Annotated in this window: 22 protein-coding genes; 14 read left to right on the top strand and 8 right to left on the bottom strand. The window is 37.3% G+C overall.

Translation table 11 applies throughout. From position 1 onward, the window contains the following. The first annotated feature begins 202 nt into the window (after positions 1-202). The 12 genes from NK356_RS01030 (at position 203) to NK356_RS00975 (ending at position 15,154) form a co-directional block, all read left to right on the top strand. Positions 203-862, top strand: coding sequence for a GNAT family N-acetyltransferase (locus NK356_RS01030; RefSeq protein ID WP_253315975.1), 660 nt, complete (start codon positions 203-205; stop codon positions 860-862). Then, positions 859-1,275: an Rrf2 family transcriptional regulator gene (locus tag NK356_RS01025; protein WP_051934516.1), complete on the top strand. Its 417-nt coding sequence runs from the start codon at positions 859-861 to the stop codon at positions 1,273-1,275. Before NK356_RS01030 ends, NK356_RS01025 begins: the two co-directional genes overlap by 4 nt. Before the next feature lie 83 nt (positions 1,276-1,358). Then, positions 1,359-2,072, top strand: coding sequence for a phosphoadenylyl-sulfate reductase (locus NK356_RS01020; RefSeq protein ID WP_034697999.1), 714 nt, complete (start codon positions 1,359-1,361; stop codon positions 2,070-2,072). A gap of 12 nt (positions 2,073-2,084) precedes the next feature. Then, positions 2,085-2,993 carry a sulfate adenylyltransferase subunit CysD gene (gene cysD, locus NK356_RS01015; RefSeq protein WP_034697996.1) on the top strand — a complete coding sequence of 303 codons (909 nt, stop codon included), beginning with the start codon at positions 2,085-2,087 and terminating at the stop codon, positions 2,991-2,993. 107 nt (positions 2,994-3,100) lie between these two features. After that, positions 3,101-4,339 (top strand): sulfate adenylyltransferase subunit 1, encoded by a 1,239-nt coding sequence (locus NK356_RS01010; RefSeq protein WP_253315974.1) that lies wholly within the window; start codon positions 3,101-3,103, stop codon positions 4,337-4,339. A gap of 5 nt (positions 4,340-4,344) precedes the next feature. Then, positions 4,345-5,175: a serine O-acetyltransferase EpsC gene (gene epsC, locus NK356_RS01005; RefSeq protein ID WP_253315973.1), complete on the top strand. Its 831-nt coding sequence runs from the start codon at positions 4,345-4,347 to the stop codon at positions 5,173-5,175. 26 nt (positions 5,176-5,201) lie between these two features. Beyond that, positions 5,202-6,113 carry a cysteine synthase A gene (gene cysK / locus NK356_RS01000; RefSeq protein WP_253315972.1) on the top strand — a complete coding sequence of 304 codons (912 nt, stop codon included), beginning with the start codon at positions 5,202-5,204 and terminating at the stop codon, positions 6,111-6,113. Positions 6,114-6,136: 23 nt separating this feature from the next. Further along, positions 6,137-6,982: a uroporphyrinogen-III C-methyltransferase gene (cobA, locus tag NK356_RS00995; protein ID WP_253315971.1), complete on the top strand. Its 846-nt coding sequence runs from the start codon at positions 6,137-6,139 to the stop codon at positions 6,980-6,982. After that, entirely contained in the window at positions 6,972-8,684 is a 1,713-nt protein-coding gene (locus NK356_RS00990) for a sulfite reductase flavoprotein subunit alpha (protein WP_034697981.1), read from the top strand. The genes cobA and NK356_RS00990 overlap by 11 nt, the downstream gene beginning before the upstream one ends. Before the next feature lie 35 nt (positions 8,685-8,719). Then, positions 8,720-10,396: an NADPH-dependent assimilatory sulfite reductase hemoprotein subunit gene (locus NK356_RS00985; RefSeq protein ID WP_253315970.1), complete on the top strand. Its 1,677-nt coding sequence runs from the start codon at positions 8,720-8,722 to the stop codon at positions 10,394-10,396. A gap of 358 nt (positions 10,397-10,754) precedes the next feature. Next, on the top strand, positions 10,755-13,631 hold the full coding sequence (locus NK356_RS00980; RefSeq protein ID WP_253315969.1) for a TonB-dependent receptor: 2,877 nt from the start codon (positions 10,755-10,757) through the stop codon (positions 13,629-13,631). A gap of 5 nt (positions 13,632-13,636) precedes the next feature. After that, entirely contained in the window at positions 13,637-15,154 is a 1,518-nt protein-coding gene (locus tag NK356_RS00975; protein WP_253315968.1) for a TSUP family transporter, read from the top strand. A gap of 537 nt (positions 15,155-15,691) precedes the next feature. Here the strand turns inward: NK356_RS00975 and NK356_RS00970 are convergent. The 6 genes from NK356_RS00970 to NK356_RS00945 form a co-directional block, all read right to left on the bottom strand. Then, on the bottom strand, positions 15,692-16,186 hold the full coding sequence (locus tag NK356_RS00970; protein WP_051934514.1) for a DoxX family protein: 495 nt from the start codon (positions 16,184-16,186) through the stop codon (positions 15,692-15,694). A 558-nt stretch (positions 16,187-16,744) separates the two neighbouring features. Beyond that, the gene (locus NK356_RS00965; RefSeq protein ID WP_253315967.1) at positions 16,745-17,434 is read right to left on the bottom strand and encodes a type 1 glutamine amidotransferase domain-containing protein; all 690 of its coding nucleotides are present in this window, start codon (positions 17,432-17,434) and stop codon (positions 16,745-16,747) included. Positions 17,435-17,441: 7 nt separating this feature from the next. After that, positions 17,442-18,350, bottom strand: a complete 909-nt coding sequence (locus tag NK356_RS00960; protein ID WP_253315966.1) for an AraC family transcriptional regulator — start codon at positions 18,348-18,350, stop codon at positions 17,442-17,444. A gap of 134 nt (positions 18,351-18,484) precedes the next feature. After that, positions 18,485-19,420, bottom strand: a complete 936-nt coding sequence (locus tag NK356_RS00955; RefSeq protein ID WP_253316060.1) for an NAD-dependent epimerase/dehydratase family protein — start codon at positions 19,418-19,420, stop codon at positions 18,485-18,487. 243 nt (positions 19,421-19,663) lie between these two features. Then, positions 19,664-20,050 (bottom strand): DoxX family protein, encoded by a 387-nt coding sequence (locus tag NK356_RS00950; protein ID WP_253315965.1) that lies wholly within the window; start codon positions 20,048-20,050, stop codon positions 19,664-19,666. Between the two features lie 100 nt (positions 20,051-20,150). Next, entirely contained in the window at positions 20,151-21,134 is a 984-nt protein-coding gene (locus NK356_RS00945; protein ID WP_253315964.1) for a polysaccharide deacetylase family protein, read from the bottom strand. Positions 21,135-21,224: 90 nt separating this feature from the next. Between NK356_RS00945 and NK356_RS00940 the strand changes: the two genes are divergently transcribed. Further along, positions 21,225-22,070: an AraC family transcriptional regulator gene (locus tag NK356_RS00940; protein ID WP_253315963.1), complete on the top strand. Its 846-nt coding sequence runs from the start codon at positions 21,225-21,227 to the stop codon at positions 22,068-22,070. Between the two features lie 35 nt (positions 22,071-22,105). Here NK356_RS00940 and NK356_RS00935 read toward each other — a convergent pair whose 3' ends face one another. Further along, positions 22,106-22,597, bottom strand: coding sequence for a hypothetical protein (locus NK356_RS00935; protein ID WP_034697956.1), 492 nt, complete (start codon positions 22,595-22,597; stop codon positions 22,106-22,108). Positions 22,598-22,599: 2 nt separating this feature from the next. Next, a complete protein-coding gene (locus tag NK356_RS24095; protein ID WP_301287903.1) occupies positions 22,600-22,722 on the bottom strand; it encodes a hypothetical protein in 123 nt (40 codons plus the stop codon). A gap of 88 nt (positions 22,723-22,810) precedes the next feature. Between NK356_RS24095 and NK356_RS00930 the strand changes: the two genes are divergently transcribed. Next, on the top strand, positions 22,811-24,019 hold the full coding sequence (locus tag NK356_RS00930) for a hypothetical protein (protein ID WP_253315962.1): 1,209 nt from the start codon (positions 22,811-22,813) through the stop codon (positions 24,017-24,019). Positions 24,020-24,197: the final 178 nt, after the last annotated feature.

Genomic DNA, 24,197 nt, shown 5'->3' with positions numbered 1-24,197 from the left:
TAACTGCCTGTATTTTTGAGGTGGTAAAGGATTAAGATGGGCTCATTGAGCTCATCTTCTTTTATTTCACCTTCCTATTTTCAGCAATGATGGGTTTAATTTTAAGCCCATTTTTTTATATTAAATGGATATTCAGTAATCATTTCAGATTTATTTACCTAATTTTATTCGTTTATTAAACATTTACATTCTATTTATTTCTATGAAATATAAAAATGACATGATCATTATTCGTGAATTTACGCCCGAAGAATTTACTTTATTCTCTACTCTTTTTGAAAATGAGAATGTTACCCGGTATCTGCCTTACAAAACTCCTGAAGAGTATAAAGAAATGTTTGACAAAGCACTGGCAGATTATGAAGCAGGACCATTCAGCAGATGGGGGATATTCAACACCCAAACTGATGATTTTGTGGGAATGTGCCTTGCCAGAGTCTTTCTGGACAATCCGGAACAGGTAGAAATAGGCTATACCTTAGGAGAAAATTACTGGGGAAAAGGGCTCGGAACAGAAGTATGTAAAGCTCTTGTTGACTATTGCTATTCATTACATCCTAAAAAGGACATCGTTGCAGTAACCGATCTTGATAATATCGGGTCTCAAAAAGTGCTTCTGAAAAGCGGCTTCAACAGAATTGAAAATCTTGCACGAGAAGACAGAGAACTGGCTTATTTTAGAGAAGGAATAAACTTGTGTCTCATATTACAAACGAAGGACAGGGAATTCCCCTCCTGTGGAGGGGTGGCGAAAATTCAAGGAATTTTTGACGGGGTGGTTTTACATACACCCACTTCCAACTTCTTCGCCATAAAACATTTCATTTATCAGATAATTTATCATAACTTGCAGGAATTATGATGTCGAAACGTTGCAAATATGCGCTTAAAGCAATGGTCAGATTAGCAAGGAATTATAACCAGGGCTTTCTGCCAACTTCCGTTATTGCACAGGACGAAAACATTCCCAAGAAATTTCTGGAACAAATTCTTCTCGAACTTAAAAGAGCCAAATTGGTCAACAGCAAGCAGGGTAAAGTAGGTGGATATTATCTCCTGAAATCACCTGATGATGTCTCATTAGCAGATATTTACCGTATTTTCGATGGCCCCATTGCGCTTACCCCATGTGTTTCTTTAAACTTTTACGAAGCATGTGACGACTGTGTAGACGAAGCAGTCTGCTATCTGAGAAAAGAATTAATGATCGTTCGTGAAAAGACCAGAACAAGTATGATGGAAGCCACTCTTACCAAGTTTATTACCAGGGAATAAAAAATTTTTTATTTAAATTCTACTATTTTGATAGGAGTTATAGAATTTTGTATATATTTGCAAGACTTAAATCTCAATTCAAAATGAATAACAGTCTGAAAAATGAATACGAAAATCTTATAAAAGAGGCTAGTGGAGCTTCTTTTCAAACGGATGGGCTGCAAATACTGACTGAAAGATTTCCGGGTAAAGTGATCTTTTCAACCAGTTTCAGTTACGAAGATCAGGTCATCACTCATCTGATAAAAGATTTAAATATTGAAATATTCACCCTGGATACAGGAAGGCTTTTTGAACAGACCTACGAAACATGGACTTCCACAAAGGCTTTCTTTAAAAAGAAGATCAAAGCCTATTATCCGGATATGGAAGAGCTCAGAGAATTTGTTACAGAAAATGGTCCTGATTCATTCTATCAATCTGTAGAAAAGAGGAAAGCATGCTGTACCATCCGAAAAGTTCATCCTTTAAAAAAAGCACTGGAAGGGTATAAAGTGTGGGTCACCGGTTTGAGATCCGAACATTCTGCCAACAGACAGAATATGCCTCAGCTGGAATGGGATCCGGATAACAAAATCATAAAATTTCATCCCATCCTTCACTGGACGACAGAACAGGTGACAACGTATGTAAAAGATCATCATTTACCTTACAATCACCTTCATAAAAAAGGATTTGTAAGCATAGGATGCGAACCCTGTACCAGAGCAATCAAAGAAGGGGAAGATTTCAGAGCAGGCCGTTGGTGGTGGGAAGATGCCAACAAAAAAGAATGTGGTCTGCATATTCATCAATAAAAAAAGAAAAAAATGTCAATACATCAGTTAAACTATTTAGATCAGTTAGAAGCCGAATCTATTTATATATTAAGAGAAGTAGCAGGTCAGTTTGAACGTCCGGCTTTATTATTCAGTGGAGGAAAAGACAGTATTGTGCTGGCTCATCTGGCTAAAAAAGCATTCTTCCATGGGAAAATACCGTTTACGTTTGTTCATGTAGATACCGGGCACAACTTTCAGGAAGTGTTGGATTTTCGTGATCAGCTGGTAAAACAGTTAGACGTGAATCTGGTAGTGAGAAAAGTGGAAGACACGATAAAAAGTAAAAAACTGACTGAGGCTAAAGGGAAGTTCCCAAGCAGAAACTGGCTGCAAACCTATACACTTCTTGATACCATTGAAGAATTTGAATTTGATGCCTGCATCGGAGGTGCCAGAAGAGATGAAGAAAAAGCAAGAGCCAAAGAAAGAATCTTCTCCGTTCGTGATGAATTCGGACAGTGGGATCCTAAACTGCAACGTCCGGAGCTTTGGAATATTTTTAACGGGAAAATCCACAAAGGTGAAAATGTAAGAGTTTTCCCTATCAGCAACTGGACAGAGCTTGACATATGGAACTATATCCGAAGAGAAAAAATTGCACTCCCTTCCATCTATTTTTCGCATGAAAGAGAAGTGATCGATTTCAATGGACAGTGGCTGGCCAATTCTTCACACGTTGTGTTAGAACCGGAAGATATTATCACTACTAAGAAAATCCGTTACCGCACCGTAGGAGACATGACCTGTACTGCAGCTGTAGAATCCAGTGCTGTAACAATAGATGCTGTCATAGAAGAAATTGTAGCCACCAGAATCTCAGAACGTGGTGAGACCAGAATAGACGACAGGGTAACAGAAGCCGCAATGGAAGACCGAAAAAAAGGAGGCTACTTTTAGATAAGCAATCAGCAATGAGTAATAAGTAATTAGGACAAACACCTTTTACTTCTTAACAACAGAACATTACTCATTGTCCATTACTCATTATTTATAACAAAAATCGGATGGATATATTAAGATTTATAACAGCAGGAAGTGTAGATGACGGTAAAAGTACCCTTATCGGCAGACTGCTTTACGATAGCAAAAGTATTTTACAGGACCAGTTGGAAGTCCTTGAAAAACACTCTAAAAACAAAAATGAAGACGGAGTAGACCTTGCCCTTTTAACGGACGGTCTGCGTGCAGAAAGAGAGCAGGGAATCACCATTGATGTTGCCTACCGCTATTTTTCAACCGCAAAAAGAAAATTTATCATTGCCGATGCTCCGGGCCATGTGCAGTATACCCGTAATATGATCACCGGAGCTTCCAACTCTGATCTGATGGTTATTCTGATTGATGCCCGAAAAGGCGTGATTGAACAGACCAGAAGACATTCCATCATCGCTTCTTTATTACAGTTGAAAAAAGTAGCTGTAGCCATTAATAAAATGGATATGGTAGATTATTCTGAAGAAGTTTTTGAAAATATAAAATCAGAATATGCAAAAATTGCAGAAAATCTGGGTTTAAATGATGTAAGTTATTTCCCAATTTCAGCATTGAAAGGAGATAATATCGTTTCAACATCTTCGAGAACAGAATGGTACGAAGGAAATGCTCTTCTGGAATACCTTGAGGAAGTAACGATCAATGAAGAAAAAAATAATGGAAGCCGTTTCCAGGTTCAGTATGTGATTCGGCCTCAAACAGAAGAATTACACGATTACAGAGGATATGCCGGACAAATATTAAGCGGAAAGTTCACAAAAGGTGACAAAATCCACATTCTTCCCGCAGATTTAACCACTGAAATCACGAAAATTGAGATCAATGGTATTGAAAAAGAAGAAGCCTTTGAAGGGCAGCCAACAGTTATCCATTTGGCTCACGATGTAGATATCAGCAGGGGAGATATTTTTGCTACGGAAGAACATGTTCCTACCGTTGAAAAAGATCTTGAAATCCTTTTATGCTGGCTTGACCAGAAACCTTTGCAGCCGGGGAATAAATACCTTCTGCAGCAGAACAGCAGACTTATTAAAGCCGTGGTAAAAGAGATTGATTACAAAATCAATGTCAATACTCTTATCCGGGAGCAGGCAAATGGTGACATTAAACTCAATGAAATTGTGAAAGTTACCCTACGAACGGCACAGCCTTTGGTCTATGACAGCTTTACCAATAATAAAACAACGGGCTCTGCCATTTTGGTAGATGAAACGTCCAATTCAACGGTAGCAGCCTGTATAATTCAATAGAAAAAATGGCAATTTCCGATCAATTAATAGAAAGAATTCATCAGACCAAACAGAACAGTATTCATGGATTCTTTGATAAAATAAAGACCAAAAGATGGGTGAAGGATTTGTATGAAACCCTCTTCCTTCCTCAGAATGACAATACTGAAGATCAGCTGAAAAGGAATTTTGAAGCACTGCAGGAAACACTTTCAGAACTTATCAATACAGTAACAGGTGATAAAACCCTTACTGAAAAACATGTCAGTCAGTTTTTTGAAGCGCTACCAGAATTATATAACCAGTTGGTGTTGGATGCAAAATCCATTTTGGAATTTGATCCTGCCGCCGATTCCCTGGAAGAAGTATACCTGGCATATCCCGGCTTTTTTGCTACGTATGTCTACCGTATTTCGCACCAGCTCTGGATTCAGGAAGTGAAAATTTTACCTCGTGTCATTTCAGAATATGCCCACAGTAAAACAGGAATTGATATCCATCCGGGAGCGGCCATTGGAAAGTCTTTTTTCATTGACCACGGAACAGGAATTGTGATCGGAGAAACTACCATTATCGGAAACAATGTCAAAATCTATCAGGGAGTAACCCTCGGAGCATTGAACGTTTCCAAAGAGAAAGCCCATCAGAAAAGGCATCCCAATATTGAAGATGATGTGATTATCTATTCGGGGGCAACCATTCTTGGAGGTGAAACTACTATAGGCAGAGAAAGTATTATCGGAGGAAATGTCTGGGTAACACAGGATGTTCCCGCCAATTCTCTAGTCTACCACAAAAGTGAAATAAAAATAAAGGATAACAGTTCATTACCGGAATCATTAACCTTTGTAATTTAAAAAAACAAAAATAAAAAGTAATTGATATGAAGTTTCAGAATGCATTAGAAACGATTGGAAATACACCCGTCGTGAAAATTAATAAACTCTTCAGTTCAGATCACGAAATCTGGATCAAACTTGAAAAAAGCAACCCTGGCGGAAGCATTAAAGACAGAATTGGATTAGCAATGATTGAAGATGCAGAAGCCAAAGGATTATTAAATAAAGACTGCATCATTATAGAACCTACCAGTGGAAATACAGGAATAGGACTTGCTTTGGTAGCTGCTGTAAAAGGATACAAACTTATTCTTGTCATGCCGGAAAGCATGAGTATAGAACGCCGTAAAATCATGGAAGCTTACGGAGCAGAATTCGTGCTTACTCCAAGAGAAAAAGGTATGAAAGGGGCTATTGAAAAAGCTAATGAACTGGCTGAAGAAACTCCAAATTCATGGATTCCAAGACAGTTTGACAATCCTGCCAATGTAAAAGTACACGTAGAAACCACCGCTCAGGAAATCTTAAAAGACTTCCCGGATGGACTTGATTATATCATTACAGGAGTAGGAACCGGAGGACACATCACCGGAATCGCAAAAACAGTAAAAGAAAAATATCCTAACGTAAAAGTAATTGCCGTAGAGCCGGAATTATCTCCCGTACTAAGCGGAGGAAGCCCGGCACCACACCCGTTACAGGGATTAGGAGCAGGCTTTGTACCTTCCATTCTGGATATTACCCTTTTAGACGGAGTAATCACCGTAGGCAAGGAAGAAGCTTATGAATATGCTCTTAACGCTGCTAAAAAAGAAGGCCTTTTTGTAGGAGTTTCCACAGGAGCCGCTTTAGCAGCCATCGCCAAACATTTACCGGAAATACAACCTAACGCTAAAATTCTTACCATCAACTACGATACCGGAGAAAGGTATCTGTCTGTAGAAGGACTCTTCTAAATCCTTAATTAACACCTACTTCAATGAAAACAAATATAAAATCACCAAAGGTCTTCCTTATCGGTGCAGGGCCCGGCAACCCTGAACTGATCACTGTAAAAGCAGTAAAAGCTATCGCAGAAGCAGACGTCATTTTATGTGACCGCCTTGTAAGTCCGGAAATTCTGGAAACCTACGTCAATGAAAACACAGAAATCATCTATGTAGGGAAAGAATGCAGTAAAAATGCTTCCACCCCTCAGTCTCATATCAATACTTTGATGGTGGAATATGCCCTTCAGAATAAAACTATTGTAAGATTGAAAGGAGGAGATGTTTCTATTTTCTCTAATATTCTGGATGAGCTGCAGGCTTTAAAACAACATCATATTTCTTACGAAATCATTCCGGGAATTACAGCCGCTTTAGGAGCTGCAGCATTTGCGGGAATGCCTTTAACTGCCAGAGGATATTCTACATCCGTCCGTTTTCTGACGTACTATAAATCGGAAATCGTGAGCGAAGAATACTGGAAAGAGCTTGCTTTAACCAATGATACTCTTGTTTTCTACATGTCTAAAGGAAATCTTACTCCTCTTGTGGAAAAACTGAAAGCACTTCAGATTTCGGGTGATAAAAAAATTGCAGTCATTGAACAGGCTACGACTCCTTTCCAAAAAGTGTACACATCATCATTTGATGATTTTAATGAAAAATTCGGGGACAAAAACTTTGCATCACCTTCATTGGTAGTAGTGGGTAAAATTGTAAACCTCCACGAAGAGTTTTCATGGCTTGAAAATGCCGAGCAGGAAGGTCTTTATTTTAAATCAGTAGAAAACGGAAGTCTCATCCCTACCACTCAAAATTTCTTTGAATATGCTGTCTGAAACTAAATTAAACGTATTAAAACAAATCTCGGGAGACCTCTCCAGAGACGAAGCCATCTGGGCAAGCGGATATCTTGCAGGTATCGCCGGAGGATCATCACTGACAGCTGTTCTGCCACCACAGGAAACGAATAGTATTATACAGAATGCTGTAAAGAAAATAACACTGGCTTATGGCACAGAAACCGGAAACAGTAAAAAACTGGCTACTGCTCTGGCAACTATTGTTAAGAAAAAAGGACTTCAGGTAAAACTGGCAGACCTTTCCCAATACAAGCCTAAAGATTTGGCGAAAGAAGAATTCTTTTTTGTAGTCATCAGCACTCAGGGAGAAGGTGAACCACCAGCTCTTGCTAAAAAATTCTACGATTATATTTATGAAAATGAAATTAATCTCAGCGGACTAAAATATGGAGTTCTGGCGTTGGGAGACAGCAGTTATCCTCTGTTCTGCCAAACCGGTGAAGATGTAGATTCACGTTTTGAAATATTAGGTGCTCAGCGTATTATTCCATTAAAAAAATGTGATATTGATTACGAACAGGAAGCTTCCCACTGGATAGAACATGTATTTGAAACCGTTAATAAAAATGCTGGTCAGAGTACAAAAAATGTTTCAGCTCCAAAAGCTTCTAGTGGAAGAAAGAAATTTCAGGGAAAAGTTTCCGCCATCATCAATCTGAATGATATTACGTCTGAAAAAGAAACTTATCATATCGAAATTGAAACCGAAGAAAGCCTTGCCTATCAACCAGGTGCTGCTTTGGGAGTGATTCCGTTCAATTCGAAAGAAGTAGTATACGAAATCATTACTCTCACGGGAATTGATCCTCAGAAACAAGTTGAAACAACAAAAATTACGGATTCTGTAGAAGAACTTTTGTCCAAGCATCTTAATATCAGTTATCTGCTTAAATCTGTGGTTGCTCAATATGCAAAAATAACGGGACATTCCATTCCTGAAGTCAGATTAAGTCTTCTTGATTTGCTTAGGATTTATCCGGTAAAAAATGCAGATGAATTTGAGGAAATCATTCAGATATTAACCGCTCAGTCACCTCGTTTGTATTCCATCTCTTCCTCTGTGGAAGCTCATGGTGATACGGAAATTCATATTACCGTTGCCAAATCGGAGTTCTTTATTGACCACCAGAAACATAACGGATTATGCAGTGGTTTTCTGAGCGAATTCAAAGAAGGTGAAGACGTTGAATTTTATATTCAGGATGCAGGACATTTCAAACTGCCGGAAGCCGATAAAGATATCATCATGATTGGTCCGGGAACGGGTATTGCACCTTTCAGATCATTCCTTTGGGAGCGTGATGCTACAGGAGCAGAAGGGAGAAACTGGCTATTTTTCGGAGACAGAAATTTTGTATCAGACTTCCTTTATCAGGCAGAACTTCAGGATTTTCTTAAAACAGGCAGCCTGACGCATTTAGACCTTGCCTTTTCAAGAGATACAGATGAAAAAGTATATGTTCAGCACAGATTAGAACAAAATGCTCAGGAAGTATTTTACTGGCTGGAAGGTGGTGCTTCTGTGTATGTATGCGGAGCGAAAGAACCCATGGCCTACGATGTAGAACAAACGCTTCTCAGCATCATCCAGAATGAAGGAAAACGCAGCAAAGAAGACGCTGTTGTTTACCTCGAAGAAATGGAACTGAGCGGCAGATATGCGAAAGATGTGTATTAAAAAAGAAGTACCCGTAAAAATTAAAGGAAACAATTATGAACAACAATAAAGAGAACCTTTCACCGGTAGAAAAAATTAAAACCGGCAGTAACGGACTCAGAGGAACTTTAAAGGAAAGCCTTGCAGACAACTTCACCGGAGCCATCAGAGAAGATGATCAGACTGTCATCAAATTCCACGGAATGTACCAGCAGGACGACAGAGACAGAAGAGAAGAACGTGTCTCCAAAAAACTGGAATGGCTGTATTCTTATATGATCCGCTTAAGACTTCCAGGAGGTTTTTTAACTCCTCAACAATGGGTAGGATTGAATGAAACTGCTGAAGATCATTCTACAGGAACGATAAAAGTAACCACAAGACAAACCATTCAACTGCATGGAATCTTAAAATCTCATTTAAGACCTACCATTCAGAGCTTCAATCTGCAGCATCTGGATTCGATTGCGGCTTGTGGAGATGTCAACAGAAATGTAACCTGTACTGCTAATCCTTCTGAATCACCTTTGCACAAGGAAGCTTATGAACTGGCAGGAAAAATCAGTGAAATGTGTCTTCCAAAAACCCAATCTTATTATGATATCTGGATTGATGATGAACTTCTGGTAGACCGTAAAGCAGAGGAAGATCCTTTATATCAGGACAGATATCTTCCGAGAAAACTGAAAATAGGAATTGCTGTTCCGCCTAATAATGATGTGGATGTATTCATCAATGATATCGCCTTAATTGCGATTATCGAAAATGATAAAATTGTAGGCTACAATATTGCTGCAGGAGGAGGATTAGGAGCGACCCACGGAAATGAAGCTACCTATGCACGTCTTGCATCCATCCTTGGATTTGTAGATACCGAAGAAAAAGTATTGAAAGCAGTCTACGAAATCATCACAGTACAAAGGGATTTCGGAAACAGAAGCGACCGAAAATTATCAAGATTAAAATATACGATTGATAAATTGGGTATCGATCAGTACAGGACTGAAGTAGAAAAGAGAACAGGATTCAGCTTTGAACCGGCAAGAGAATTCAAATTTGAACAAAGAAAAGACCGTTACGGCTGGATTCAGAATCATGAAGGAAAATGGTTTTATACCGTATTTGTAGAGCATGGGAGAATTCTTAACACAGCGGAATATCCTTTAAAATCAGGGTTATTAAAAATAGCACAGACTGGTAAAGCTAATTTCCGTTTTACCTGTAATCAGAACCTTATTCTGGCCGATATTGATGAAAAAGATAAGTATGAAATTGAAAAGATTTTAAAAGAACATGGAATTTCAGAATATACCAATGGAGCCAGCGCATTACGTAAAAACTCTGTTGCCTGTGTGGCCCTGAATACCTGTTCACTGGCTTTGGCGGAAGCACAGCGTTATTTACCTTTTTTAGTCACGAAAATAGAACCTATTCTTGAAAAATATGGTCTGCTGGAAGAAGATATTACCATCCGTATGACCGGCTGTCCTAATGGCTGCGGAAGGTCTCCCAATGCTGAAATCGGATTTGTAGGTACAGCTTATGGGAAATATAATCTCCACATCGGAGGAGATCGCTTAGGAATGCGACTGAATACAAAATTTAAAGAAAATATTGGTGAAGAAGAAATTCTGGCCACTCTGGATGAACTTTTCGGAATTTATGTACAGAAAAGACTTGCAGAAGAAACATTTGGTGATTTTTCATACCGTTACTTACATACCTTAAATTAATTATATGGCTAATTTTCATTATGATCTGAAAAAAAACAAAAAAACTAAACCTCTTCATTTAGGCGGACGAATGTGTATGTGTTGTTGATTCTCAAATAACAATACAAACAAAGCTGTTTGAAATTTTTGAATCATGGAAGTCTAACAAACTGTCATTGCGAACCGAAGGTGAAGCAATCTCAGCAATAATATGAATGGCTTAAACCACCCCGTCAAAAATTCTTTGAATTTTCGCCACCCCTCCAAAAGAGGGGAATTCTAAGCCCTTCAATTGTAATATTAACCAATATAGAAGACTTTCATCATAGAAATAAAAATTTCAGACAGCTTCATTCTCAATCTAAAAAATGAAGCAAAAATGAAAAACAAAAAACAGGGAAATTTTCTACCAAAAGCAGGTATTATTGCATTCACATTTCTATTCTTTAATTTCGCAGAAGCACAGCAGCAGCTTATAGAGCTTAGCGGAAGTATCAAAAATACAGATACACGAAAAGGTCTTGACTCCGTAAAAGTACAGATCGAAAATACACAGGATAACGCATTCACGGATCAGTTGGGTAACTTCAAAATCAGAACAAGAGTCACCATTCCATTCAGAGTGGTTATTCAGAAAGATGGATTTACAGGACAAACTGTTGAAATTCTTTCTCCCTCCAATAAAATAACGATAGGTCTTAATCCACAAAATACCATCATTGATGATGTCGTGATTTCCGCATCCAGAGTTCCGGAAAAAATATTAAGATCTCCGATTGCCATTGAAAAAATTGATATCAAGACCATCAGGGAAAGTCCGGCAGCTTCCTTCTATGAAACATTGGAAAATGTAAAAGGACTTCAGCTGTTAACCTCAAGCCTTACGTTGAAAATTCCTAATTCAAGGGGTTTCAATTCGCCTAATAATTTCCGTTTCATGCAGTTAGTAGACGGAGTAGATGTACAGTCGGCAACGTTGGGAGTCCCGTTGGGAAATGCCATTGGCCCTACAGAACTCGATATCCAGTCTATGGAAGTCACTCCGGGCGCAGCTTCTGCATTGTACGGAATGAACGCCATCAACGGACTGGCAAGTTTACAGACCAAAGATCCGTTTACCTCTGAAGGAATAAGTGTTTATTTCCGTGGTGGAGTGAATCATGTAGACAATGTTAACCATAAAATAAGTTCATTAGGAGAAAGTGCCATCCGTTTTGCAAAGGTGATCAATAAAAACTTTGCTGTAAAAGTCAATGCCTCTTATTTCAGTGGAACCGACTGGATTTCGAACAATCTGACCGATCAGAATCCGGGATCATTGGTCACCGCCAATCCTAATTTTGCGCTGGCTAATAATCCGGCAGAAGACCTTTGGAATAAATATGGCGATGAAAGAAACAACCGTGTAGCCGTAAAAGTAGATTATAATGGAAAACCAACCACATTCAATGTTTCAAGGACAGGATATCTGGAAAAAGATCTTGTGAGTCCGGATGTGAAAAATATCAAGTTCGATGCAGGATTGTACTACCGTTTTGGAGATCAGTGGAGAACATCATATGTTTATCGCTATGGCTTACTGGACGGAACTTTCCAGAGAGGAAATAAAATCCGTTTGCAGAATGCTACCGTTCAGAACCATAAAATAGAACTCACAGGAAAAGAACTGACCTTCAGAGCTTACGTCTCTATAGAAAATACAGGAGATTCTTATAATCTGAAACCTTTGGCAGACAATCTTGATCTGACCAATCTTTCCAATACCAACTGGAAAAACATATTTCAAACGACTCTTCAGAATAGTCTTAATTCAGGGGTTAATCTCAATGATGCATTTATCCTGGCTCGGCAGCAAGCAGATAAAAACAGAGTTGTACCGGGAACGGCAGCCTTTGAGCAATTAAAGAATACCATCATCGGGATCAATAACTGGGATTCAGCCAATGGAGGAGTAGCAGGAGCTCCGGCAACGGGAGGTGCCAAGCTTGAACAGAAATCCCGCTTTTATCAGGGTGAACTTACCTATGATTTCAGCAGGTTTGTGAAGATATTCAATCTTCTTGCGGGTGTAGATTACCGTTTGTACAGCATTACTCCGGATGGAAACAATTTTGTTGATTTCAACCGTCCTGTCAATGAAAGAAATATTCCTTTAGCCAACGGTCCTTTTGGAAAAGATGTTATTTATCAGAAATATGGCGCATTTGCACAGATTACCAAGCTTTTCTTTGATGATAAATTAAAAATCAATGCCGCATTACGTATCGACAGAAACCCTGAATTTGAAGCCAAATTGAATCCAAGGATAAGTGTTGTCTATTCTCCGGTGAAAGAACATAATTTCAGAGCTTCTTTCCAGAACGGATATCGTTTTCCATCACTATTTGAAGCCCTTTCTTTTGTGAACAACGGAAATGTAAGAAGAGTAGGCGGCCTTTCAAAAGTGAATGATGGATTAGGCTATCTGGAAAATTCTTACACATTGGCTTCCATCGATAAATTCACCTCAGCAGTAAATGCAGATGTAGATGCCGGAAAAACCCAGGGTCAGGCGGCTCAGGATAACAAACAACTTTTAACCGTAGCCAATCTGCAAAAATTACAGCCGGAAAAAATCAATTCATTTGAAGTAGGGTATAAGTCTACTTTTTTCAATAATAAGCTTGTGCTGGACTGGGATTTTTATTATAACATTTACGAAGGATTTCTTGGACAGGTAGAAGTAGCTGTCCCAAAAAACAGTCAGATAGGAAGCAATGCTGCTGTTCTTGCCATGCTGGACCGAAGCAAACAGGACCGATATAGAGTTTATACCAACAGCAACAATACGTATAAAAGCTATGGGACGTCTTTAGGAATTCGTTATAATATCACAGGAAATTATAATGTGAATACCAATGTTTCTTATAATGATCTTGCTTCCAATAATAACTCAGACTTATTTATTACAGCTTTCAATACGCCGAAATGGATGGTGAATGTAAGTGTAGGAAACAGAGAGATTGTTAAAAATATAGGATTTACCCTTGTGGCAAGATGGCAGAGCGGTTTTATGTGGGAAAGTCCTTTAGCCTCAGGTCAAATTCCGGCTTATTACACCATTGATGCGCAAGCAACATGGAAGCTGCCTGAAATCCGTGCGAATATTAAAATTGGAGCAACCAATCTGCTGAACCGCCGTTATTTCCAATATGCGGCAGGTCCTGAAATCGGAGGACTGTATTATCTGGCATTTACTTATGATTTAAAACTGTAATCAGGATGAGCAATTCATTATACCCCATATTTTTAAAACTTGAAAACCTTTCACTACTGATCATCGGTGGTGGCAAGGTAGCTCTGGAAAAACTGGAATCTGTACTGGGCAATTCACCGGAAACATCTATCAAACTGGTAGCCAAAGAAATCATTCCTGAGGTAAGAACCTTACAAAACCAGTTTTCCAATATAATACTGCACGAAAGAGCCTATGATGATCATGATTTTAATGATACTGATCTGGCCATTATTGCGGTAAATGATATTGAACTGGCAGGAGAGATCAGGGAAAAAGCGCAGAAAAAAAATGTACTGGTCAATATTGCAGACAAGCCGGATTTATGTGATTTTTATTTAGGTTCCATTGTCAAAAAAGGAAGTCTCAAAATTGCTATTTCCACCAACGGTAAATCTCCAACCATTGCTAAAAGATTAAGAGAAACCTTTACTGAAGTTATTCCTGATGAAATGGATCATGTATTGGATAATATGCAGCATATCCGAAATCAACTGACAGGAGATTTCAATTATAAGGTAAAAGAACTCAATAAAATTACTACGGAATATCTGTCAGACGGAAAAGTTGCTGCAAAACCAGACATGGAAATTGAAAAACTGATCAATATAACCAAAACAGCTCAGAGAAAAGCCAATATTTATCTGGGCATCATAGGAGTTTTACTTCTTTTCGGACTGTTTGGACTTGTGGTCTACCAGTTCAATCTTTCCGAAGATATTCAGTATTTTCTGAATAAAGATGGTCATATTTTTTACTGGATGCTGTTTGCCGGATTTATGGCAGAGATTGTTGCCGGATCCATGGGAATGGGATATGGCGTAATATGTACCACCATTCTTTTACTGTTGAATGTTCCACCTCCCGTTGTAAGCGCAAGTATTCATTCTGCGGAGTCATTTACCACTGCAGCAGGAAGTTTCAGCCATTATAAACTGGGAAATGTCAATAAAAAAATGGTATGGGTTTTATTCCCATTGGCTATCGTAGGTTCTATTATCGGTGCTTTAACTTTGTCTCATTATGGCGAACATTATGCTCATATTGTAAAGCCAATTATTGCCTGCTACACACTGTATCTTGGGATTAATATCTTAAGAAATGCATTTAAAGATAAAAAGCAAGGACAAGGCAAAACCAAACGAAGAACCAATCTAAGGGTATTAGGGTTGGCAGGAGGTTTTATTGATTCTTTTGCAGGTGGCGGCTGGGGACCATTGGTTACCGGAACATTGATTAAAGAAGGAAGGATTCCCCGTTATGTAGTAGGAAGTTCTACCGTTGCCAAGTTTCTACTGACCATCACAAGTGCCATTACATTCATTTTCACGATTGGTATTCATCATTGGAATATTGTGTTGGGACTTTTGCTGGGTGGTGTTTTTACCGCTCCTTTCTCTGCCATGCTAACGTCAAAGCTTCCCACAAAGAAAATGTTTGTTGTGGTAGGAATCGTGGTAATCCTGATGAGCCTTGTTACCATAACAAAATCAATTGTATCATAAGAAACCGATAATAATAAACCTTCGGAAAAAAGTGTGTTTTTTTGAACGCAAAGCTTTTAATGTTTTACTTTATTTTGAGATATCAAAGGGGGAAAATCAATGATACAGTCTATAGACACTATTATTACTCATTTTTAGTAAAAATCTGAAACCATTAAAACTTTGCGTTCTTCTATTTTAAATAATTTTTTAAACAATATGGTTTTGTATGTTTTAGGTACGCAAAGGCGCAAAATTACATAAAATGATCTGCTATAAGGCGCAAGGATTTTATCTCCGATAAAATTGAATACAGCATACTTCGTTTTTTATCTCACGCTGATTTTACAGATTATGCAGATCTTAATAAAAAATCTGCATAATCTGTATCATCTGCGAGAAAAATTAATAATACTTCATTTTCTGAAAATCTCATATTGAGCGAAGTTGGAATGTTCTTGCGACTTAAAAATTTCACATAAAATTAAAAAAATCTTTGCGCCCTTGCGATTATTCAACAAAAAAACAGCTCCCAAAAAAGAGAACTGTTTTAAGAAATTAATTATTTCCAGATTTTGTTTTTAAGAAAGTATCAAGTCCAAAGCCTGAACATCCCTGAAACAGGAAGAGGAGCAAAAGCAGAAGATACAAGGTCTGAGGCAGATAAAGAAAATAGCTCAGCCAGGTAAAAGGATCCATTTCATAAACTCCGGTTTCAGATTTTATAGGAATAAGTTCCTTTGGAATAGTACTCAGATCATGTGTGAATAAGGCAACAAGTATAATAATAATTAAAAATACGGAGCTTATTCTCGTCCAGAAACCCAGCATTAAAAATAATCCGAATATACATTCACAGAAAGCAGTAAAATTGGCTGTAAACTGTGGAAACGGAAATCCAATTGTACTGATTGTATTAAACATATACCCTTGAAAGATAGGATGGAAAAGTTTGTTGAAACCTGCTATAAAAAAGAATAATCCAATGAGTATTCTGCATATTACGTAGATATTGACTGTATTTTTTTCGAAGTTTGATAGTATTGTTTTCATTATTTTTTTAATTCATTGATTGATTAGATTCACATGGTAAAACCATGAACAACAGCTGCTCATGTGATTTTGATGAGATAATTGGATTTCTTATATAATTTTCAGAAATCAGTAAAATAAAACGTTCTGAATTATATTTTCGGAGGTATCCAGATAGAATTAAAAAATGAAGAATAGGGTGGATCGTCATACAAGAAATAACGGTTGTTTATTTCCTGATCCATAAATTTTTCAAATGTAAAAGAATAAAAAGAAGCTGTAAAACATGGTGAGAAGCTGAAACAATAATTACTGTTGCATGGTATTGGCGTTCTGTTATTTTCTTCCAGATAAATCTTATTGCATTTTTTATGAGAAGTCGCTTCCTGACTGTAATGCTGTTTAGTATTGATAGAAGAAAAACGGGAATTTTCAGTTTTTAGGATTATCAAATGGAGTAAGATTACACATATATTAAATACCTGTATATACTGCCATAATCCGTTTCTTTTCCCCATAAACTGCATAGAATGAAGACAAATATAGTAAAATATTCATAGCTGATTTTTACATGCATCGTTATTCCTCAAGCTCATGAATGATTGTTTTGGCCATTTCTTTAGAACTGAAGGGATTTTGTCCTGTGATCAAATTGCCATCAACCACCACATTGGATGTCATAGGAATAAATGCTTTTTTATAATGTACATTTCGTTCTTTAAGGGCCGCTTCAAGATTAAAAGGAACTTCGTTTTTTCTTCTGGCTAATGTTTCTTCAAACCAGTCAAATCCGGTGATGTTTTTACCTTTAATCATATACTCTCCATTGGAAAGTCTTACATTCAGTAATCCTCCGACGCCATGACAGATTGCAGCCACCATTTTATTACTTTCATACTGATCTCTGAGAATTTCCTGTAAAGTAGTATTGTCAGGAAAATCATACATGGTTGCATGTCCTCCTGCAAGATAAATACAGTCGAAAGAATTATTCTTTATCTCATCAAGGCTCTTCGTATGGGCCAATTCATTCATAAATTCCGGATTTTCATAATAGCCTTTTGAAAGATTGTCAAGTACCAGCGGTTTTAAACTTTCCGGATCAATAGGAGTATTTCCACCTTTAGGAGAAGATATGCTAATTTGCCATCCTTTTTCCTTTGCCATATGATAAATATGAGTAAGCTCGCTCAGCCATAAGCCTGTTTTAAAGTTGCCACTGGCATATTGATCTACGTTTGTTACAATTAATAAGATATTTTTCATCATGAGCCCTTTAATTAAAAGATTTTCTGAATTCTAAAGGAGAAACAGCGGTCTGGTTTTTAAATAAGCGGTGAAAAGACTGAGGATGTTCAAATCCTAAATTATAAGCAATCTCAGAAACCGACATTGTGGTGGTAGAAAGCAATTCTTTTGCCTTTTCAATCATTCTGTTCTGAATATGCTGCTGCGTGGTCTGCCCTGTATGAACTCTCAGCATATCACTCAGATAATTAGAGCTTATATTCATCTGTGCTGCCACGAATTGTACCGTAGGAATCCCGTTAATCAATAGTTTTTCATTTTTAAAATAATCATTGAGCAACATTTCAAGCTGGGTCAAAAGATCGTGATTCACTTTTTTCCGGGTTAAAAACTGACGGTTGTAGAACCTGTCACAGTATTTTAACAATAAATCAATGTTAGACACCAACAAATCCTGAGTAAAGCCATCCATATTGGCCTCAATTTCTCTGTTGATATTGTCTATGATATCTGTTACCGATTTTTCTTCTTTCTCAGAAAGATAAAGGGCTTCATTGGCTGTATAGGAGAAATAGCCATAATTTTTTATAGCTGAAGCTAACGGATATCCCTGCAGAAAATCAGGATGAATAACGAGTACATTTCCTCTCACTTCAGAAAGCAGAATATCTTCAAACTGAAGTACCTGATGAGGAGCAATGAAATACATGATTCCATCCTCAAAATCATAATAATGCTGCCCGTATTTACATCTTCCTGCACAGTCTTTTTTAATGGAAATCACATAAAAATCTGTGGTTATGGCACTCAGAATGGTTTCCGGATCTATATTCACTTCATTAAAATCAAATACACTGATCAACGGGTTGGAAGGTCTTTTCAAGTTCAGGAATTTGTGTAATGCAGTGATGGATGTTACTTTTTCGGGAGATTTCATTTCCTTATTTGTTTAAATTTATCTTTAACCACCCCGTCAAAAATTCTTTGAATTTTCGCCACCCCTCCACAGGAGGGGAATATTTTGTCCTTCGGTTGTGGTATTGGTGTTTCTAAGTTACTTATTTTAAGGGATTATTGTGTCGTTTGCTGTTCTTTTTTAATCTCTTCGATTCCCTGTCTGTAGGTCGTTACAGGGAATTTTGGGAATCTTTTCCTGAATTTTGAATCATCAAAGAGATTATCATATTGGTATCTTGGAAGTAATTCCTGTAATTCTTTTGCATTTTTGTTGAATAAAGATCCTATGGTAAAAGCCAGTTTCGGAATAACAGAATACCTGAACTCTTTTCCATAGATCTGAGAAGCCAACGCAATGAATTCTTTATAAGTCAGTTTATGATCATCTATAGGTAAATGCCACGTCTGTCCATAAGCATCCGGAGTATTTCCTATTAAAGCAGTTGCACGGCTTGCATCCGGAGTCCAGATCAGGCTTCTTAATTGGTCATCTCTTAAAGGAACTTTCAGCTTTTTATCTTCTTTAATAGCATTTAAAATAAGACTATTGGTAATACTCTGCGTTTTTCCGGGACCATAAAATTCAGGAGCCCTGCAAATGACAGCTTCTATTGTTCCTGCTTTCATCTCTTTTAAAAGCATTTCTGTCATCTGTTTTCTTATCATTCCTTTTCGTCCTACAGGAGCAAATGGGGTTTCTTCCGTTAAAACCTTATTATTTTGAGGATACATATAGGTGTTATCAAAAAACACGAGCTTGGTACCATTGATTTTACAAGCTTCAATAACGTTTTTCATGATGACCACGAATTGCTTTTCCCACAGCTCTGTATCCATAGGAAGTCCAAGGGTAAAGTAAGCAATTTCACTTCCTTTCACAGCTTCAATCGCCTTTTCTCTGTCTGATAAATCTGCGGAAAAAACAATGTCAGTATCATTTACTTTTTTAGCATTTCGGCTGACTATACGGATATCCGAGGTATAATGTCGTTTCAGTTCTCTTGCCAGCTCTTCGCCAATCTGTCCATTGGCTCCTAATATGGTTTGCATCATTTTCTATTTTAAAGTTGTTTTACTACATTGAAAATAAACGAATTACTTTCAATTGCTTTTATTTCTAATGCAAAATTCGGGCATAAATATAAAAATAGAGTAGCAGAATCCATGGAAGTTGTAACATAATCTCAGATCATGTAAAAAGCCGGGAAATAAAAGCTAACAAAATTTGAATGATATTCTTATTCTCTTCGTTTCCTTTTCTTTCCCAACCTTAATCTCTTTCGTTGTTCTTTATCACTTCCTGTCCAATGCCAGAAAATTATCCTCAATTCTGCTGATCAGAATGTAGAACAAACCTGCGTAAATCATCTGAATGCCCATTGCCTCCCAGTTTTCGACAGTGCTGCTTCCAAAAAGCAACAGGATAATCAGAGAAGCTCCGGCTATGGTGGCAATACGGGTTTTAAAACCTATCATCAGCAATAATCCGATGATAAATTCTAAAAAGGGGAGTATAACTCCAAAAAGATGCACCAACGGCTGCGGAAGCCAGCTGGTTTCAAAACCTTTCATCATTCCTGATGCAAAGTCCTGTAATTTTACGAGACGAACCAATCCGTGTCCTAAAAGGTTGATTCCCATAGATACACGAAGGAAAAAATAAGCTGTTTTTGTATTCATAGAGGTATTTTTAGGATGGAAGAGCGAAGATGGAAGTTATACAAGTTATAAAACTACTTTACAGACTTCGATAGCTTCCTGCTTCCAGCTTCCTTACTTATCACTTATTAAACTTTTCTTCACTGTTATCAATAGGGGTATCAGGATCATTCATCACCATTTTGGCAATATCATCTTTTCTCATAAACACTACGCCCTGTTTTTCTTTGGTGTATTTAATAAACTCTTCCATGGTATGAACCATTGCGGGTGTTCCACCAATTCTGTCATGAAAACTGATACTCATCATTCTTCTTTTAGATGCACCTTCTTCATAAAGACGGTCAAACTCAAATTTCAGCTGTGCTAAAAACTGATCAGGACTCCAATGTTTTCCTTCAATATTAACAATATCATTGTTACGTAATGTATAAGGAATGACCACAAAATTTTTCCCTTTTACTTTAGTAATAAAGGGTTCATCATGGCTTAAGTCATCGATATGATACAGAAAACCAAGATCCTGCAATACTTTAAGGGTATTTGGACTTCGTCTAAGCCAATTCGCATTATAACCAACAGCTTTCTGCCCTGTAATCTTTTCAACGACATCTACACCTTCCTTTACAAAATTCAGTTCATCAGTATAACTTTTATTCCACTGGTTGTCCCAGGCAATACCATGGGCTGCAATCTCATGACCACCGTTGGCAATAGCTTTGGCGACTTCAGGATATCTTTCAGCAGCGGTTCCCACTACATGAGAGGTTACTTTAATATTATATTTTTTCCATAGATCAAGCATACGATAAATTCCTTCATTTCCACCGTAACGATACCAGCTTTCTGCCGGAAGATCGGGTTGACCTTTAGGCAGAGGTGTTCCGCTGAACGGACTTTCTGCACCTTCCGGCTGCCCTCCGGTTTCAAACTGCATGGAAACAGAAATAACCAATTGAGCTCCGTTGGGCCAGTATTTTTTAGTTGAAACCTGTGTTTTATGCTGTTGTTTTTTATCAGTTTTATCACCATCATGACGATCAGAAAAGGACATCAAAGCAATGGTGGAAGCAAGCAGCAATACGGATTGTTTTATATATTTCATTTTGAATGTATTGATAGTACAAATTTGATCAATAATCCATCAGTAGATATTGTAAAAATTAATGGTAAATTTGTAAAAATCCATTCTTCTATGAAGCGAATTGTAAATTTTAATTCTTTCAATGTTTTCAGTATTGAAAAAGAAAATTGGGATGTTGAGTATCATAATCATAACTTTTATGAGCTGATTATCATAGAAAGTGGAAAAGGATTTCATCATCTTAACAGTATTACTTTCCCATACAAAAAAGGAGATGTTTTTCTTCTAAGGCCGAGCGATGGCCATGAATTTTCGATTAAAAACAAAACGAAATTCATTTATATCAAATTTACGGAACAGTATATCTGGGAAAATTTGCTGTCTAATAAAAAGAATGAACTTCAGAAAGTGGTACAGCTCCTGATGGAAGATCATTCTTTCGTTTATGAATCAGTGATTAAGAGTAATACTGATAGGGTACATCTGTTACAGCTTGCCCGGATTCTTCTGTATGAATTCAGCCATAAAAACACCTATAACAAAGAGATAACGACTGATCTCTTTTCCAGTATTATTACGATTCTGATCCGAAATACGATGCAAAATGCGACTGCAAAAAACTGGATCACTCAAAATGTAAGCAGAATTGAGAAGATCTTATATTATATCAATGTCAATGCGTTGGATGCCGATAAAATGAAAATTGAAAACCTTGCCAAAGAATTTATGCTGTCTCCGAACTATATCAGCATACTCATCAAAAAACAGACGGGTTTCTCCATCCAACATCATATTATACAGCATAAAATAAAAACTGCTGAAAAGCTTTTACTACAGAGTCATTATAATATCAGTGAAATTGCTGATAAACTGGGCTTTAATGATGCCAGCCACTTCAATAAAATATTCAAGGCGTACAAAGAAATGTCTCCTTCTGAGTTCAAAAAGATACTATAATAAGGTAATAGCTTAATATATACCGGAAATACTATTTATCTCTTTATTCCAATTGCTTTTAATGCACTGGAAGTTAAAAAGATATCATCAAACACAGTCAGTGATTCTACATCATTGAATCCCGAAGGAATCAGATCATTTTTATTAAAAGACAATTCAATAGAAGGATCATAAGAAGCGATGATTCTCACTTTTGAATATCCATTGTAGTCTACTTTGAACCCTTCAAACATACAGTTCTGTTCAGCCTTTTGATATTCAGCATATTCTTCAAAACCGACATTATCGGTTCTTTTTCCATCATTATGGTCAAGAGATTTCCACTCAGTATAATTTTTAGGCTCTTTCAGGATATTTCCTTTACGGTCTATGGGAACAAACATTCCAAGAGTCAGACGCTTCTTTAAGAAATTGGCATAATTATTCATCAGATTCAAAATCTGAAGATCAGCATATCCTTCGTGGGAATAATACTCCAGCACGAAAGTAGTCATAGGAATCAGCTTAAGAGAAGCATCAGTCGGCATATTTAGTCTTTACTTTTTTGGGCGATAAAAATAGTATTTTTATTTACGCTACCCAATGGAAACAGATGAATAGGATGGAATTTATACCCATTCTGAATAACAATAACTTTAGGATAAACTCTCATTTTTCATTATTTTTGAATGAATAACCATAAAAACCATTATGAACACCTCTGTAAAAGGCATGAAACTTTCGCAGATACAAATTACAATATGTTGAATAAGATACTATTGGCAGCCGGAATCATTCAGTGCTGCTTCTACAATATGAAGGCTCAGAGTGCCGGAGTACATCCGCTCTATACCTCTGAATGGGGTCACCTTTATCGTGAAAATGGAAACAATAAGGATGTTTTGGGAATTTTTTCTACTGAAGCACCAGTTTACGTTCTGGATTCTACCCAAACACAATACAAAGTACAGGTAAGCAATGGTGATATTGGTTTTATAGACCGCCAGCCACTCCAAAAGTCTATGCGTGGAAAAAAATCAGCAGGTGAACCCCTACAGTATTTCTATAGAGGAAAAGAGGGATACCAATGTCCTCATTTTTATGTGCAGGGATCAGAATTACGTGTACGAAAGGGACCAACAACAGAAAGTACAGCAACACGAAAAGCGGCTTTAAATGAACTGATTTGTATTGATTATGTTCCTTTATATCAGGATGGATGGGTATATATTGGCGACCATTTCCACGAAAATCCTGAATATATCCAGATGAAATACCTGGGAACAGAACTTTCCTACGACAAAATTCTGAAAGATTATCTGGCTGCAAAAGGAAAGAACAAGGAAAAAGAACTGACTCAGGTTGGAAGATTACGCGAAATAGCATGGCTGGAAGATAAAAATCTTAAACAAGCATTACTTTATTGGAAAGAATCTTATTCAGGGATAGAAAATCCAAAAACAGATATCGATTTTGAACTTCTTCTGGCAGATCAATTGGCGAAAAAGCCCCAAACTGAAATCTATGAGAAAAAGCTGAAAGATTTGAATATGCATTTCCTATGGAAAGAAACCCAACTTTTTGATGGAAAAATTACAGAGGCACAGGTGAAACAGTTGGAAATGCAGAAGGTAAAAGACATTCCCAATACCCCTGAATGTGGCTGGGAACCTCAATATTTTTATAAAAACCCTAACATTATTGTAGCCTTTGAAGAATATAAAGGAAAAATTTCCGGAAGTATTTACAAAATGTCTTTTAACAACGGTGAAGCTGTAATTCTCGGAAATGAACGCATGGATTCCAATTATAATGAAAGGGATTTTGTTACCCGTTTTGGAGATTTGCTCTCAACACACTGGATTGCTTCTCCCCACGAATATTATATTCAGAATGGAGATGCAGGGGTCTTTATTTTTACATTCAAAGAAGGAAAACTTTTCAGCTATGAATGTATGTTTTATTGTTAGAAGTTTTAATTATATTATCAATAGAAGCGGGCTTCAGCCCGCTTGTTTTTTGTTTCCTTATTAAAGGCTTCAGCCAAAACTTTACAAGTATTAAGTTTTGACTAAAGCCATCGGATTTTTTGCTTATTGTTAAAACGGGCTCCCTTCGACTACGCTCAGGATAATAGCCCGTTCCTAT

It is taken from the genome of Chryseobacterium sp. S0630 (assembly GCF_024158915.1).
GTDB lineage: Bacteria > Bacteroidota > Bacteroidia > Flavobacteriales > Weeksellaceae > Chryseobacterium.
The sequence above is the reverse complement of the archived record's forward strand: the minus strand, read 5'-3'. Positions and strand labels throughout refer to the sequence as shown.